Source organism: Cellulosimicrobium funkei, from assembly GCF_900155925.1.
GTDB lineage: Bacteria > Actinomycetota > Actinomycetes > Actinomycetales > Cellulomonadaceae > Cellulosimicrobium > Cellulosimicrobium funkei.
Window position 1 is genome coordinate 736,582 of sequence record NZ_FTMI01000002.1, and the last position, 15,310, is coordinate 751,891.

The 15,310-nt window shown below is 75.2% G+C and carries 14 protein-coding genes, 1 tRNA gene and 1 other RNA gene; 10 read left to right on the forward strand and 6 right to left on the reverse strand.

Annotated features, from left to right (window positions below; translation table 11 throughout):
• Nucleotides 1-12 precede the first annotated feature (12 nt).
• The 4 genes from BXA05_RS07525 to BXA05_RS07540 form a co-directional block, all read right to left on the reverse strand.
• On the reverse strand, nucleotides 13-1,677 hold the full coding sequence (locus BXA05_RS07525) for an ABC transporter permease (RefSeq protein ID WP_083711636.1): 1,665 nt from the start codon (nucleotides 1,675-1,677) through the stop codon (nucleotides 13-15).
• On the reverse strand, nucleotides 1,674-2,609 hold the full coding sequence (locus BXA05_RS07530) for an ABC transporter ATP-binding protein (RefSeq protein WP_076404486.1): 936 nt from the start codon (nucleotides 2,607-2,609) through the stop codon (nucleotides 1,674-1,676). The genes BXA05_RS07525 and BXA05_RS07530 overlap by 4 nt, the downstream gene beginning before the upstream one ends.
• On the reverse strand, nucleotides 2,606-3,307 hold the full coding sequence (locus tag BXA05_RS07535) for a TetR/AcrR family transcriptional regulator (protein ID WP_076404487.1): 702 nt from the start codon (nucleotides 3,305-3,307) through the stop codon (nucleotides 2,606-2,608). The genes BXA05_RS07530 and BXA05_RS07535 overlap by 4 nt, the downstream gene beginning before the upstream one ends.
• Before the next feature lie 291 nt (nucleotides 3,308-3,598).
• Nucleotides 3,599-3,684: transfer RNA gene (locus BXA05_RS07540), tRNA-Ser, on the reverse strand.
• Nucleotides 3,685-3,850: 166 nt separating this feature from the next.
• Between BXA05_RS07540 and ffs the strand changes: the two genes are divergently transcribed.
• From ffs to BXA05_RS07585, 9 genes are all read left to right on the forward strand, one after another.
• An RNA gene (gene ffs, locus BXA05_RS07545) (signal recognition particle sRNA small type) lies at nucleotides 3,851-3,947 on the forward strand.
• A gap of 474 nt (nucleotides 3,948-4,421) precedes the next feature.
• The gene (locus tag BXA05_RS07550) at nucleotides 4,422-5,324 is read left to right on the forward strand and encodes a MetQ/NlpA family ABC transporter substrate-binding protein (RefSeq protein WP_061268967.1); all 903 of its coding nucleotides are present in this window, start codon (nucleotides 4,422-4,424) and stop codon (nucleotides 5,322-5,324) included.
• Nucleotides 5,325-5,494: 170 nt separating this feature from the next.
• Nucleotides 5,495-6,703 (forward strand): methionine ABC transporter ATP-binding protein, encoded by a 1,209-nt coding sequence (locus BXA05_RS07555; protein WP_372490675.1) that lies wholly within the window; start codon nucleotides 5,495-5,497, stop codon nucleotides 6,701-6,703.
• Nucleotides 6,703-7,365: a methionine ABC transporter permease gene (locus BXA05_RS07560; RefSeq protein WP_021483094.1), complete on the forward strand. Its 663-nt coding sequence runs from the start codon at nucleotides 6,703-6,705 to the stop codon at nucleotides 7,363-7,365. The genes BXA05_RS07555 and BXA05_RS07560 overlap by 1 nt, the downstream gene beginning before the upstream one ends.
• Before the next feature lie 78 nt (nucleotides 7,366-7,443).
• Nucleotides 7,444-10,596: a DNA polymerase III subunit gamma and tau gene (locus tag BXA05_RS07565; RefSeq protein ID WP_076404664.1), complete on the forward strand. Its 3,153-nt coding sequence runs from the start codon at nucleotides 7,444-7,446 to the stop codon at nucleotides 10,594-10,596.
• A 43-nt stretch (nucleotides 10,597-10,639) separates the two neighbouring features.
• Entirely contained in the window at nucleotides 10,640-11,236 is a 597-nt protein-coding gene (locus BXA05_RS07570) for an RNA polymerase sigma factor (protein ID WP_083711640.1), read from the forward strand.
• A complete protein-coding gene (locus tag BXA05_RS07575) occupies nucleotides 11,233-12,099 on the forward strand; it encodes a hypothetical protein (RefSeq protein WP_076404489.1) in 867 nt (288 codons plus the stop codon). The genes BXA05_RS07570 and BXA05_RS07575 overlap by 4 nt, the downstream gene beginning before the upstream one ends.
• Nucleotides 12,100-12,185: 86 nt before the next feature.
• Nucleotides 12,186-12,785, forward strand: coding sequence for a recombination mediator RecR (gene recR, locus BXA05_RS07580; RefSeq protein WP_021483478.1), 600 nt, complete (start codon nucleotides 12,186-12,188; stop codon nucleotides 12,783-12,785).
• 15 nt (nucleotides 12,786-12,800) lie between these two features.
• On the forward strand, nucleotides 12,801-13,370 hold the full coding sequence (locus BXA05_RS07585; protein WP_043659926.1) for a DUF5063 domain-containing protein: 570 nt from the start codon (nucleotides 12,801-12,803) through the stop codon (nucleotides 13,368-13,370).
• A 42-nt stretch (nucleotides 13,371-13,412) separates the two neighbouring features.
• Here the strand turns inward: BXA05_RS07585 and BXA05_RS07590 are convergent, their stop codons facing one another.
• Both BXA05_RS07590 and BXA05_RS07595 read right to left on the reverse strand, forming a co-directional pair.
• Nucleotides 13,413-13,967, reverse strand: coding sequence for an SRPBCC family protein (locus tag BXA05_RS07590; RefSeq protein ID WP_083711642.1), 555 nt, complete (start codon nucleotides 13,965-13,967; stop codon nucleotides 13,413-13,415).
• Nucleotides 13,964-14,329 (reverse strand): ArsR/SmtB family transcription factor, encoded by a 366-nt coding sequence (locus BXA05_RS07595; RefSeq protein ID WP_076404490.1) that lies wholly within the window; start codon nucleotides 14,327-14,329, stop codon nucleotides 13,964-13,966. The genes BXA05_RS07590 and BXA05_RS07595 overlap by 4 nt, the downstream gene beginning before the upstream one ends.
• A 114-nt stretch (nucleotides 14,330-14,443) precedes the next feature.
• On the opposite strand from BXA05_RS07595, the gene BXA05_RS07600 reads away from it, so the two are divergent.
• Complete coding sequence (locus tag BXA05_RS07600; protein ID WP_076404491.1) at nucleotides 14,444-15,259, forward strand: TSUP family transporter; 816 nt, start codon at nucleotides 14,444-14,446, stop codon at nucleotides 15,257-15,259.
• The last annotated feature ends 51 nt before the right edge of the window (nucleotides 15,260-15,310 follow it).

Here is a 15,310-nt window from a genome sequence, read left to right on the forward strand (position 1 = left end):
GACGGCCACGCGTCAGGGGCGCGGGACGTCGCGGCGGCGGAAGCCCGCGAGGCCCAGCGCGACGAGCACGACGGCGAGGAGCGTGAGCCACACGAAGGGCCACGGCTCGGCGTCGGCCCCGGGGAGCTGGGGCACGTGCCAGAAGGGCGAGAGCCCGCTCGCCCACGACGGGAGGTCGAGCAGGGCGCCGAACATCGTCACGACGAACGAGTAGGCGAGGAGCGCCCACGCGAGCGCCGCGAGGCCCGGGCGTGACCCGAACGCCGCCACCGCGACCCCCGCGACGACCGCGACCGCGGGCAGGTACGCGAACGACGCGGCGAGGTGGTCACCGAGGCCGAACGCGTCCTCCCCGACGCTCAGGGCGCCGAGCCACAGCCCGACGGCGCTCACGGCCAGCAGCACGCACGTCCCGACCAGCGTCACGACGAGCTGGCCCGCGAGCCACCGCACGCGCCCGACACCCGTCGCGAGCACCGGCTCGAGCCGCCCCGCGGTCTCCTCGCCCCGCGCGCGCTGGGCCGAGGCGACGGCGAACCCGCCCGCGCCGAGCCCGAGGAAGAGCGCCATGACGGCGACGAAGCCGGCCACGAGGTCGGACGCGTCGCCGATCATCTGGGCGACCTCGGGGTTGGCCGCGACCATGTCGCCCACCGAGTCGACGAACGTCCCGCACGCGAGCGCCGTGACGCCGATCCCGATCGCCCACGCGAGCACGGACGCGCGCTGCTGACGCCACGCGAGGGCGAGCGGGCTCGCGAGCCAGCGGGCGGCGTCGGGCCGGCCCGCGCGGGGCGGCACGAGCCCGGCGCCGAGGTCGCGCCGGGCGGCGAGCGCCGCGCCCAGGGCGAGGAGCAGCACCACGAGCGCGACGGACAGGCCGAGGGGCCACCAGCGCAGGTCGACGAACGCCCGGATCTGCTGCGCCCACCCGATGGGGGAGAGCCACGAGACCCAGCTCCCGTGCTCCTCCTGCACGTCGCCGACGGCGCGGAGCAGGAACGCGACGCCGAGCACGGCGAGCGCGAGCCCGCTCGCGCCGCGCGCGTGCTCGGTGACCTGGCTCGTCACGACGGCGACGGCGGCGAACACGAGGCCCGTGACCCCGACGGCGGCGCCGAGCGCGAGGGAGTCCACGGCGTCGAGCCCGGTCGCGACGAGCACGACGCCGGTCGCGAGCGCGATGGCCGCGTTCGCGACGACCGCCGCCACGAACGCCGCGGTCGCGGGCGCGTGCCGCCCCACGACGCCCGCCCGGACGAGCTCGGCCCGGCCGGTCTCCTCCTCGGCGCGCGTGTGCCGCACGACGAGGAAGATGCTCATGATCGCGACCGCGACCATGACGGTGAGCGCCATCTCGTTGGCGATCATCGCGCCGAGCGTGTAGTCCTCGATGCCGTACTGCGGCCCGGACAGCATGATCCCGGCCGGGCTCGAGACGAGCGCCGCGCGCGCCTGGCGGTCGGCCGCCGTCGGGTAGAGCGTGTCGAGGGCGACCGCCGCGTACCCGAAGAGGAGCGCGACGGACGCCGTCCACACGGGGATGCGGACGCGGTCGCGGCGCAGGACGAAGCGCAGCAGGGTGAGCCAGCCCGTCGCCGCGCGGCCGGGACCCGGGGGCTCGGGAGCGACGGCGGCGCCTCGTCCGCGGGGCGGGGCCGCGGTGGGGGCGCTCACAGCGCACCGGCCCCGTCGAGCTGGGCGAGCTCGTCGCCGTAGTGGCGCAGGAACAGCTCCTCGAGCGACGGCGGGGTGACCGTGACGGACCGCAGCCCCAGCTCGGTGAGCGCGCGCAGCACGGGCTGCACGTGGTCGTTGTCGACGTCGAAACGCGCCCGCGTCCCGTCGGCGCCGGGCTCGACGAGGAGGTCGTGCACGCCGTCGAGCGCGTCGAGGGCGGCGGGGTCGCGGTCGGTCACCGCGGTGACCGACGACCGCGTGAGGTGCCGCAGCTCGGCGAGCGTGCCGGACTGGACGGTGCGGCCGGCCCGGATGATCGTCACGGTGTCGCACAGCTTCTCGACCTCCGCGAGGATGTGGCTCGAGAGCAGCACCGACCGGCCCTCCGCCGTGACCTCGCGCACGCACTGCGTGAACACCGACTCCATGAGGGGGTCGAGGCCCGACGTCGGCTCGTCGAGCACGAGCAGCTCGACGTCGGACGCGAACGCCGCGACGAGCGCGACCTTCTGCCGGTTCCCCTTGGAGTACGTGCGCGCCTTCTTCGACGGGTCGAGCTCGAACCGTTCGAGCAGGAGCGCCTTGCGGCGCGGGTCGACGCGCCCGCGCAGCCGGGTGAGCAGGTCGATCGCCTCGCCGCCGGTGAGGTTCGGCCACAGGCTCACGTCGCCCGGCACGTACGCGAGGCGGCGGTGCAGGTCGACGGCGTCGCGCCACGGGTCCCCGCCGAGCAGCCGGGTGGTCCCCGAGTCGGCGCGGAGCAGCCCGAGCAGCACCCGGATCGTGGTCGACTTGCCGGCGCCGTTGGGCCCGAGGAACCCGGCGACCTCGCCCGTGCGGACGGTCAGGTCGAGGCCGTCGAGCGCCTGCACGTGGCCGAACGCCTTGCGCAGGTCGTGCACCTCGACGGCGGGGGTCGTGCTCGTCATCGCGTCTCCTCCTGGTGGGTGGTGTGCCGGACGTACGCGTCGAGCAGCGTCGGCTCGACGAAGAGCCCCTCGGTGAAGACCTCGAGCGCGGGCAGCATCACGCGCTCGACGTACTCGCGGAGGTCGGTCTCGGGGTCGCGCGGCTCGGTCCGCTCGCGCAGCGCGCCGTCGACGAGGAGCGAGCCGAGGGAGAGCGAGACGAGGTACCGCGCGCGGGCGGGCTCGTCGCGGCTCGGGCGGATCACCCCGGCGGCGACGCCGTCCTCCATGTACTCGAGCGTGACCTGCGTGAGGTGCTCGACGAACGACCGCGCGAGGTCGCCGCCCGCCTGGAGGCTGCGCAGCGTGTACTCGAACACGGGCGCGTAGTCCTCGATCCCGGCGAGCTGCGTGAACAGCGCCATGGGCCCGGCCGCCGGGTCCTGCGGCGAGATCGCGTCGGTCTTCGCGGCGCGGACGGCGTCGAACACGTACGCGTCGCAGGCCCGGCGCAGCCCGTCCTTGGAGCCGAAGTGGTGCACGACGAGCGCCGCGCTCACGCCCGCGTCCGCCGCGACCGTGCGCAGCGGCGCGCCGAACCCGTCACGCGCGAACCGCGAGATCGCGGCGTCCCGGATGCGGGCGCGGGTCGTGAGGTCGTCGGTGCCCGACGGCGCGGGCGTGGCCCGACCGGTCCGCGGAGGCTGCTCTGAACGCATGTTCAATAGACTAAACACGCGTTCAACGCCTGTCCAGGGGTCCAGGGGGCTCCCAGGGTGGGTGGATGTGGCGAAGATCCGGGACTCCGGGGCTCTCCACCCCTGCCGTTCCGGGCCGGACACCCGTAGGCTGGGGGGAGCCGTCGGCGGCACCGCCGGCGCCACGTCCCGGCGCGTCGGACCGTCGGGACGTCGAGAGGCCCGTCGCACCTGTGCGACGGGCCTTTTCGGTGTGCGCCCGCACCCCGACGACGAAGGGCCCGCCGCGAGTGCGGCGGGCCCTTCGGTCTGCGGAGGATGGGGGATTCGAACCCCCGAGGGCTGTTAACCCAACACGCTTTCCAAGCGTGCGCCATAGGCCACTAGGCGAATCCTCCTGGCGACGGTCGGCGACGCACGGATGCGCACCGACAGCAGCGCAACGAGGATACCGGACGGCGGCGCCCCGGCCGAATCGCCTCCGGAGAGCCTGCGATCAGGCGCGCGGCGGGGCGCGCGGTGGAGCGGGTTTCGAGCGCGGCACCGACCTGGGCTAGGGTGGGTGCAGACCCCTCGTGCGGCATCATCTCGCCGAACTCCCCCAGGGCCGGAAGGCAGCAAGGGTAGGTGAGCTCTGGTGGGTGTGCGAGGGGTCCTTTGCGTCCCCGGACCGCACACCTCACCGTCCGAGTGTGCCGCCCGCCACCTCGCGGCATTCGCCGCTTTTCGCCCGGTTGAGGCGCCTCCGTTCCCGACATGCGACCACTTTGCAGTCCACATCGTGGACTTTCGCGGTCGGAGATTGGCGTGCGGGCCGTCGTCGTGCCCATGATGTCGGCATGACCCGTCAGCACGTCGTGACCACGACCCCGCGCGCAGCAGCCTGCGCCGGCTCGTCGTGCTGTCGCCGCGTGCGCACCGGGCGAATGTGCGGCTGCTGACGCCGTCGTGACCCGCAGGGAGACCTGCGCCGCACCCGCCGCGTCGTCCTCGACGACGACCGGCCCCCGCTCGCCGCGTGGCTGATGGCCCGCCGGAAGCACCCAGAACCCCACCGCCTCGCAGGGACCCCCTGCACCCCCGGCCGTGCCGGTCGCCACCCGTGACCGCGCCGCCGTCATCGGAAGGAACCCCCATGTCGTTCTCCACCACCCGCAAGCGCCTGACCTGGACCGCGATCGCCGCGACGGCCGCCCTGACCCTCACCGCGTGCGGTGGCGGCGACTCCTCGGGCGGCGCCTCCGGCGAGAGCGGCGACGGGGGTCCGATCCGCGTCGGCGTCGTCGGCGCGTCCGACGACAAGTGGGCCGTCTTCCAGGAGCAGGCCGAGGCCGAGGGCATCGACGTCGAGCTCGTCGACCTCCAGGACTACACGCAGGCGAACCCCGCGCTGTCCCAGGGCGAGCTCGACGTGAACCAGTTCCAGCACCTGCAGTTCCTCGCGGGCTACAACGTGGACGCGAACGACGACCTGCAGCCCATCGGCGCGACCGCCGTCTACCCGCTGGGCCTGTACTCGACGAAGCACACGTCGCTCGAGCAGATCCCCGACGGCGGCCAGGTCGCCGTGCCCAACGACCCGACGAACCTCGCCCGCGCGCTCCTCGTGCTGCAGGAGGCCGGCCTCGTCGAGCTCAAGGACGGCGGGAGCTCCATCTCCACCGAGGCCGACGTGCTGCCCAGCTCGAAGGTGACCGTCACGCCCGTCGACGCCGCGCAGACCCCGATCCAGCTCCAGTCGGTCGACGCGTCGATCATCAACAACGACTTCGTCGAGGACGCGGGCCTCTCGCCCGACGAGGCCCTCTTCCAGGACGACCCCGACTCCGACGCCGCCAAGCCCTACATCAACGTGTGGGTCGCGCGCGCCGAGGACAAGGACGACGAGACGCTGCTCAAGCTCGCCGAGCTCTCGCACTCGCCGGAGGTCGTCGAGGCCGAGAAGAAGGCGTCGGGCGGCACCGCAGTCATCAAGGAGAACTCCCCGGCGGAGCTCCAGGAGATCCTCGCGGGCATCGAGGACGACATCCGCGGCTGACCCCGGCACGTCCCGGGCGACGGGAGGGCGGGCGCGCACGACGCGCCCGCCCTCGCGCGCCGTCGTGCCGGGGAGAGACGATGGCAGGCGGACGGCTCGCCCGACGGCGGGCCCCCGACCGCGCCAGGCGGCCCGGCCCTCGGCCCGGCCTCCGACGAGAGGATTCCGACGTGACCGACGTCCCCCGCGACCCGGGTGGTGACGAGCAGCCCGCGATCGAGCTGCGCCACGTGAGCAAGACCTTCGGCGAGGGCGACGGTGCCGTGCACGCGGTCGACGACGTCTCGCTGTCCATCCGCCGCGGCGAGATCTTCGGCGTCATCGGCTACTCCGGCGCCGGGAAGTCGACGCTCGTGCGGCTCGTCAACGCGCTGGAGACGGTGACGAGCGGCGAGGTCGTCGTCGACGGGCAGGTCATCACGGGCCTGCCCGAGCGCCGCGTGCGCGAGGTGCGCTCGCGCATCGGGATGGTGTTCCAGCAGTTCAACCTCCTGTCGTCGCGCACCGTGGCCGGGAACGTGGCCTACCCGCTCAAGGTGGCGGGCTGGTCGCGCGAGAAGCGCGCGGCGCGCGTCGCGGAGCTCCTCGCGTTCGTCGGGCTCGCCGACAAGGCGAAGGCGTACCCGCGCCAGCTCTCGGGCGGGCAGAAGCAGCGCGTCGGGATCGCCCGCGCGCTCGCGGCGCAGCCCACGATCCTCCTCGCCGACGAGGCGACCTCCGCGCTCGACCCCGAGACGACCCGCGAGGTCCTCGCGCTCCTGCGGCGCGTCAACGCCGAGCTCGGCATCACCATCGTCGTCATCACGCACGAGATGGAGGTCGTGCGCTCGACGTGCCACCGCGTCGCCGTGATGGAGCACGGGCGGGTCGTCGAGACGGGCGACGTGTACGACGTCTTCTCCGCGCCCCGCGCCGACGCCGCGCAGCGGTTCGTCGGCACCGCGCTGCACGACCGGCCGTCGCGCGAGACGCTCGCCCGCCTGCGCGAGCGCCACCCGGGCCGGCTCGTGACGGTCGGCGTGCGCGAGGGCGCGAGCACCGGGACGGACCTGTTCCGCCTGCTGCGCGAGCACGACGTCGACGGGTCCGTCGTCTACGGCGGCATCTCCGAGGTGGGGGAGCGGCCGTTCGGGTCGCTCACCGTCCAGCTCGACGCGCCCGAGGACCGCATCGCGCCGTTCCTCCTCGCGCTGGGCGAGCGCGCCGACGTCGTCGACCTCGGGACGGCGGAGCACCCGCTCGACGACCCGCGCGTCGCGCGCCTCGCCGCGGCTCCGGCCGACGAGGACGCCCCCGACCCGACCGACGACGACCCGGGCGACCCGTACGGCCTCGCCCGCGACACCCTCTTCCGCCACGGCAACCTCGGAGGCCGCTGATGAACCGCGACTGGTCCCAGCTGTGGCCGATCCTCGTCGAGTCGTTCGGCCAGACGCTCCAGATGGTGTCCGTCGCCCTGCTCACGGGCGGCGTCGCGGGCCTCGCGCTCGGCATCGCGCTCTACGTGACGCGGCGCGGCAACCTGCTCGCCAACCGCTGGGTGTTCGGCGTGCTCAACGTGCTCGTCAACATCGTGCGGCCGATCCCGTTCATCATCTTCGTCACCCTGCTCGGACCGGTGACGCTCCAGGTGGTCGGGACGACGCTCGGCACGGAGGCGTTCATCTTCCCGCTGTCGGTGATGACGGCGTTCGGCACGAGCCGCATCGTCGAGCAGAACCTCGTGGGCATCGACCCGGGCGTGATCGAGGCGGCGCGCGCCATGGGCGCGTCGTCGTGGCGCATCATCACGACGGTGCTCGTGCCCGAGGCGCTCGCGCCGCTCATCCTCGGCTACACGTTCCTCTTCATCGCGGTGCTCGACATGTCGGCGATCGCCGGGATCATCGGCGGCGGCGGGCTGGGGAACTTCGCGATCGTCTACGGCTACCAGCGCTACAACTGGGGGGTCGTGGTCGTGACGGTGCTCGTCATCATCGCGATCGTGCAGGTCGCGCAGCTGCTGGGCAACTGGCTCGCGCGCAAGGCGCTGCACCGCTGAGGTGGCCGGGCCGGGACCGGCGGGACCGACGGCGGAGCGACCTCGTGCGTGTGGGTCGCGACGTCTAGAGTGACCGGGGTGAGCACCGCCCTGTACCGCCGCTACCGGCCCGAGACCTTCGCCGAGGTGATCGGTCAGGACCACGTGACCGCACCGCTCATGCAGGCGTTGCGCAGCGGTCGGGTGAACCACGCCTATCTCTTCTCCGGGCCCCGGGGGTGCGGCAAGACGACGAGCGCGCGCATCCTCGCGCGCACGCTCAACTGCGAGCGGAACACCCCCGAGAGCCCGCTGGACACGCCGTGCGGGCAGTGCCCGTCGTGCGTCGAGCTGGCGCGCGGCGGCCCCGGCAGCCTCGACGTGGTCGAGATCGACGCGGCGTCGCACAACGGCGTGGACGACGCGCGCGAGCTGCGCGAGCGTGCCGCGTTCGCCCCCGCGCGCGACCGGTACAAGATCTTCATCCTCGACGAGGCGCACATGGTGACGCCGCAGGGCTTCAACGCGCTGCTCAAGCTCGTCGAGGAGCCGCCGGAGCACGTGAAGTTCGTCTTCGCGACGACGGAGCCGGACAAGGTCATCGGCACCATCCGCTCGCGCACTCACCACTACCCGTTCCGCCTCGTCCCGCCGGACGTGCTCGGCCCCTACCTCGAGGAGCTGTGCGCGGCCGAGGGCGTGTCGATCGGCAGCGGCGTGGTCCCGCTCGTCACGCGCGCGGGCGGCGGCTCGGTCCGTGACTCGCTGTCGGTCATGGACCAGCTCATCGCGGGCGCCGAGGACGGCGCCGTCGAGTACGAGCGCGCGGTCGCGCTGCTCGGCTTCACGCACGCGACCCTGCTCGACGACGTCGTGGACGCGCTCGCCGCGCGCGACGGCGCGAGCATCTTCCGGGTCGTGGACCACGTCATCGCGACGGGGCACGAGCCGCGGCGCTTCGTCGAGGACGTGCTCGAGCGCCTGCGCGACCTCATCGTCATCGCGGTCTCGGGCGACGAGGCGCAGGCCGTCCTGCGCGACCAGCCCGCCGACCAGCTCGACCGCATGCGCACGCAGGCGCAGCACCTCGGGGTGGCCGAGCTGTCCCGGGCCGCCGACCTCGTCAACGCCGCGCTCACCGAGATGACGGGCGCGACGTCGCCCCGCCTGCACCTCGAGCTCCTCATGGCCCGCCTGCTCCTGCCCGGGGCGGACGACGGCGCGGCCGGGTTCGCGGCGCGCCTCGACCGGCTCGAGCGCGGGGGCCTGGGCAACGTCGTGGTCCCCCCGGCCGCGGGGACGCCCGCCTCGGGCGACGGCGCCACGGCCACCGCGACGGCCCCGGTTGCTGCTCCGGCCGGCGCGCCCTCCTCGGGCCTCACCGGTGCCGCTGCCGTCCGCGCGGCGCTCCGGCCCGCGCGACCGGGCCAGCCCGCCGCGGCACCTGCGAGCACGCCGGCCGCGCAGGACCCGACGCCGGTCGGGCGCGTCGCGGCTCCCGCCACGCCGGAGCAGGAGCGCCCGTCCAGCGACGCCTCCGCGTCGCCTGCTGCCGCGTCGCCCGCTGCCGCGTCGCGCGCGGCCGACGGCGCGGGGTCGTCGGCGGTCGACAGCGCCGGGTCGGCCGTCGCGTCGTCCGCTCCCACGCACTCGTCCGCGCAGGGCGAGGAGACCACGCCTGCCGAGGCGTCCGGCCCCGAGCGGACCGGATCCGTGTCCGGTGCGGCGAGCACCTCGCCCCCTACCGCGTCCGACGCGACGTCGGGCACCGAGTCCGGCACGACGTCCGTCGCGGAGTCCGAAGCCCCGGACGACCACGCCCGCGGGACCGCTGCCTCTGCTGCCTCGGCGGATGCTCTCTCCCACGCCCCCGAGGCACGGCACCCCGAGGCGTCGCGCCCGGAGACGTCGCGCCCGGAGGCGTCACGCGAGGAGACCCCGCGGCCGTCGACGCCGCGCGAGGCGGCTCCCCGGCAGGAGGCGGCTGCGTCGTCTGCTCCGGCGGCGGGTGGCGCGAGCCCTGCCCTGACGACGGAGGAGCTGCGCCGGCGCTGGCCGGAGGTCCTCGAGAACCTGCGTGCGAGCCCCGTGACGTGGTCGCTGGTGAGCGCCAACGCGCAGGTCGCGGAGCTCGGCGCCGACGTGCTCTACCTCGCCTTCCCGTCGCCCGGGCTGGCCCGCACGTTCTCGTCGTCCCGGCACACGAGCGCGGTCCAGGACGTCGTCTACCAGACGCTCGGGCTCCAGGTTCGCGTCGAGCCGCGCCTCGACGAGGGTGGTCAGGCGGGCGGTGGCTCGGCGCCGTCGTCCGGCCCTGCGCCGGTAGCGCCCGCGCCGTCCGGCGGCCCCGCGCCGTCGGGACCCGCGTCGCCCGTCGCCACGTCGTCCGGCCCGGCGGCGAGCGCCCCGACGGCGGCCGCTTCCGCCGCGTCCGGCCCTGCGGGGTCCGCCTCGGCGAGCGTCGGGGCTGCCGCCCTCCACGGCTCGAGCGGCGTGCAGGCAGGAGTGCCGGTGGCGACCGTCGCGGCGCCGAGCGCGCCCGGCGCCGCCCGCTCCGCGAGCACCTCCCGCCCGGCGGACGAGGCCGCGGAGGCGCACGAGACCCCGCGCACCGCCGTCGCGCTCCAGGAGCGACCGAGCACCGAGACCGCACCCGCCGCGCCGCGGGCAAGCTCGACCGTGGTGGACGCCGCCGACGAGGCCTGGCTCGCCGGGGCGTCGGTCCCGGCGTCCGCACCGGCGCCCGCACCGCGCGTGGACAGCGCGGACGAGGCGTGGCTCGCGGGGCTGCCCGCGGAGCCGCCCGTCGACCTCGACGACGGCCCCGAGCCGGAGCCCGTGCTCGAACCTGCCCCGCCGACCACCCCGGCCTCCACGCAGGCCCCCGCCCGCACCGCGCCGTCCGCCGCCACCGCGCCGACGGCGCCCGGACGGCCGTCCGCGGCGTCGCCCGCGGCCTCGTCGCAGGGGGCGCCCGCCCGCGCGGCGGCCCCCGCCGCACCGGCGTCCGCAGGCACGTCGGCCGCACCGTTGCGCGGCGTCTCCGCCGCTCGCGCGGCGATCGCGGCGGCCCGCGTCCCGCGGCCCGCCGAGGAACCCGCCCGGCGGGGCGAACCGTCCACGGCCGACCCCATGGACGACCTCCCGTCCGCCGACGACCCCGACATCGTCTCGACGGGCCTCGTCGGGACGGCGCTCGTGGTGAGCCTGCTCGACGGCAAGATCATCGAGGAGATCCAGGACCAGGGCTGACGCCCCTCGAAACAGCGGGCCGGCTGCCGGACACGTACGAGGTATGAGCCCACCTCCCGTGGCGGACCGTGAGGAACGGTTCCGCGACCTCTACCGAGACACGTACGCCGACGTGCTGCGCTTCGTGCGGCGACGCACCGACGACGACCACGCCGAGGACGTCGTCCACGAGGCGTTCGTCGTCGCGTGGCGGCGGATGCGCGACCTCCCACCGACCCGGGACGCGCAACGGGCGTGGCTGTTCGGGGTCGCGCGCGGCTGCCTCCTCAACGACCGGCGGGCGAGCACGCGACGCGGTGCGCTCGGTGTCCGGCTCGCCGCGCAGCCCGAGCCGATGCTCCCGGCCCCCGACGAGCAGACCGCCGCGCGCTCCGACCTCGCCGCGGCGTGGCGCCGGCTCACCCCGGAGCAGCAGGAGGTGCTGTCGCTGCTCCTCTGGGAGGACCTGCCGTCCGCTGACGCCGGACGCGTCCTCGGCATCTCGGCGGTCGCCTACCGGCTCCGCCTGCACCGCGCTCGCACGGCGCTCCGCCGGCTGCTCGCCCTCGACGAGGGAGCCGGCGCGGACGGCGAGGACCACCGGCCCGCCGCCCTCCCGACCCCATCCCTCGACGTCACCGCCCAGGAGGCGCTCCGATGACGCACGACGACCTGACCATGCTCCGCGGGCTCGATCACGCCCCCGCGTCCGACCTCTCCGCCGCCGAGGCCGCGCGAGCGGCGCAGGGCCTCGACCGCATCCTCGCCGGCGAGGAGCCGGGCACGACGGGCGCGCTCGCCGTCGGGCACCTCGCCGTGCAGGCCCGGCGCCGCGCGGCCCGCCGGATCGGCATCCCGGTGGCCGTGGCCGCCGCCGCGGCGGCGGCGTTCGCGCTCCCGTTCGTCGGTCCGGCACCGCACGCGCTCGCGTCGTGGACGCCCGAGCCGGACGCCCTCTCCTCGCAGGACCTCGCCGTGCTCGACGCGGCGTGCCAGGCGCGGCTGGGCTCCGAGCGGGCGGTGACCGTCGACGACGTGGTGCTCGCGGAGCGTCGCGGCTCGTGGGCGGCCGTGATGTACCTCCACGACGACGCGCAGGGGCAGACGCTGCAGTCGTCGTGCGTCGGCTACCTGCCCCCGGGCGCGGACGAGGCGAAGGACGTCTCCGCCGGGTCCGCGGGCGGTGGCGACCTCGTCCCCTCCGCCCGGGGCGTCGCGGAGGGCGCGATGTTCCAGTCGGGCGGCAAGGCCTACCCGTGGAGCCGCGAGCGTCCCGTCCTGTCGATGACGGGTGGCCGTGCCGGCGCCGACGTCGTGGCGCTCACGCTCCGGCTCGCGGACGGGACCGCCGTCGAGACGACGCTCGAGGACGGCCGCTTCGTGGCCTGGTGGCCCGGGCCGATCTTCGACCCGGAGACGGTGGACGGTCCCGACGGCGAGGGCGGCCCGCTGCCGACCCTCGCTTACGAGGCGACGTACACGGACGGCACCACGCGGACCGTGACGCCCGAGCTCCCGGACTGACCCCGGTGCCCGGGCACGGACCCGGCCTGTCCGCGACGGCGGCGGGCCGGGTCCGCCGTGCGGGCCGCGCCCCGTAGGCTGGGGGCGTGTACGAAGGCGCTGTCCAGGACCTGATCGACGAGCTCGGCCGGCTTCCCGGCGTCGGGCCCAAGAGCGCGCAGCGCATCGCGTTCCACCTGCTCGCCGCGGACGCGGTGGACGTGCGCCGGCTCGCCGACGCGCTCACCGAGGTGAAGGCGCGCGTCCGCTTCTGCGAGACGTGCGGCAACGTCGCGGAGTCGGAGCAGTGCCGCATCTGCGCGGACCCGCGCCGCTCGCCCGAGGTGATCTGCGTCGTCGAGGAGCCCAAGGACGTCGTCGCGATCGAGCGCACGCGCGAGTTCCGCGGCCGGTACCACGTGCTCGGCGGCGCCATCAACCCGATCGAGAACGTCGGGCCGGGCGACCTACGGATCGCGGAGCTCATGAGCCGGCTCGCGGACGGGCAGGTGACCGAGGTGATCCTCGCGACCGACCCGAACGTCGAGGGCGAGGCCACCGCGACCTACCTCGCGCGCATGCTCGGCCCCATGGGCCTGCGCGTGACCCGCCTCGCGTCGGGCCTCCCGGTCGGTGGAGACTTGGAGTACGCGGACGAGGTGACGCTCGGCCGGGCGTTCGAGGGCCGCCGCCTCGTCGGCGGCTGACGGGAGGTGACGAGCATGGGGGAGATCCACAACGACCCCGACCTGCGGGAGATCGCCGAGGGCATGGCGGAGCAGGCCCGCGCCTACCTCACCACGACGACGCAGGTCGCGTCCGGCGCGGCCCCCGGCGCGGTGCTGCCGCTCCTGCTCCTCGCGCTGTCCGACGCGCTCGCCGCGGGCGCCCGCCTGGGGGCCGTGGGCGACGTCGTGCCGGTCGAGCGCTTCGAGCCCGACGCCGGCCGCGACACGGACGTGGACCCGCTGCGGACGGCGCTCGCGCGCCTCTTCGACGGGTTCGACGACTACGCCGAGATCACCGACCCGCTCGTCGGCGCCGAGGTCGGCGCGGCGTCGCTCTCGGGCGACCTCGCGTGCGTGGCCGAGTGCCTCGCGAAGGGCCTGCAGCACTACGACGGCGGCCGCGAGCTCGAGGGCCTGTGGTGGTGGCAGTTCTCCTACGTCTCGCTGTGGGGGGAGCGCGCCGCGAGCGCGCTGCGCGTCCTGCAGCTCGCGCTCGCGCACCTGCGTCTCGACGTGGAGGACGACGTCGCGACCGAGGCGGAGTACGACGCCCTCCAGTCCTGAGCCGTCGCTCCCGGCGTCCCCGGCGCGGCGGACGTCCCGCGGTCAGACGGCGCCGGCCGCCCGGCCGTAGTGGTCCGCCAGCCCGGCGAGGTACGGCTCCCACGGCACGGTGGCGGCGTCGCGCCCCTCGCGCACGGCGACGAGCCGGTCGAGGTAGTACTCCCACCCGGGCCCGATGTTCCGGGCGTCGTCGCCGGGGCCGAGGAGCTGCCGGAAGGTCAGCGTCGTGACGCCGTCCTGCTCGGTGAGCTCGAAGGACAGGTGCCACGTCTGGTCGCCCGAGGACGTCACCCCGGCGAAGCGGTGCGGCGGCTCGCACCGGGTGATGCGGTACTCCTCGGGATCGGGGTCGTCGCTCTCGGCCGTCATGAAGAACTCGACGCGGCCGGTCGCGGGGTCGCCCTCCCAGTAGCCGATCCACCGCGCGAGCCGGTCGGGATCCGTGAGGCTCGCCCACACGTCGTCGGCCGGCGCGCGGAACGTCCGCGTGACGACGAGCTCGTCGCCCGCGGCCCCGCGCTCCACCGTCCCGCCGGGTGTCGGCAGACCGGGTGCCGCCGGGACGGGCGCTGTCGAAGGGGTCGTCGGGTCGCTCATGCGCTCTCCTCGTGACGGGTCGTGCCGCGCCCGGCACGACGTTCTCGGGTCGTGCGGCGGACCTCGAGGTCGAGGCCGTCGAGCGCCCGCGCCGGGACGGGCGGGGCGGGTCTGGTGAGCGCCGCGACGAACGCGGCGAGGGGGTCGAGCGCGGCGGGCCGCAGCGAGTAGACGCGACGGCGTCCCGCGACGACGGCCTCCACGAGCCCCGCCTCGCGCAGCACGCGCAGGTGGCGGCTCACGGCCGGGCGGGAGACGTCGTCGCGCACGCGCGCGAGCTCGCCCGCGCTCAGCGACCCGGCCCGCAGCGCGCGGAGCAGGTCGCGGCGGACGTCGTCGGCGACGGCCTCGAACACGTCCATCCGTCAAGCGTAACCGCACGGTTACGCATTGGGAAGGGTCGCGGCCTCCTCCGCGCCCGGGACCGGCCGTGGACCCGGCCCGGGCGCGCCCCGTGGGCGTGGTACCACTGGGGGGTGCTTCCCGCCTTCTCCCTCCCGGTCTCCGGCGGGCTCGAGATCGACGGCGTGACCGTCCTCCTGCTCGTCCTCGCCGCGCTCACGGCGGGGTGGATCGACGCCGTCGTCGGCGGGGGCGGCCTCGTCCAGCTCCCGGCGCTCCTCCTGGTCCCCGGCATCAGCCCCGTGCAGGCGCTCGCGACGAACAAGCTCGCGAGCATCATGGGGACGTCGGTGAGCGCCGCGACGTACTACCGGCGCGTCGGGCCGGACCTGCGCACCGCCGGGCCCATGGCGCTCGCGGCGCTCGTGGGCGCCGTCGGGGGAGCGGCGCTCGCGTCGCGCATCCCGGCCGACCTGTTCAAGCCGATCATCCTCGTGGTGCTCGTCGGCGTCGCGGCCTACACGATCGCGAAGCCGAAGCTCGGGCACACGACGAACCTGCGCTGGGAGGGAAACGGCCACCGCTGGGCCGCGGCCGGGATCGGCCTCGTCATCGGCACCTACGACGGCCTGCTCGGCCCGGGCACGGGGACGTTCTTCGTCATCGCGCTCGTGAGCATCCTCGGGTACGCGTTCCTCCCGGCGTCGGCGCTCGCGAAGATCGCGAACTTCGCCACGAACGCCGGCGCGCTGATCTTCTTCGTGCCGTACGGCGCGGTGCTGTGGGGGCTGGGCCTCGTCATGGGCGCGGCCAACCTGCTCGGGGCGTACGTGGGCGCCCGGATGGCGGTCGCCAAGGGCAGCGCGTTCGTGCGCGTAGTGTTCGTGGTCGTCGTCGGCGCGCTCATCGTCAAGCTCGGGTACGACGTCGTCCACGACCTCACGGCCTGAGATCCCGGCGTCTCGAGGCGGGTGCCACCCGTGGTGTCATCATGTTGTCAA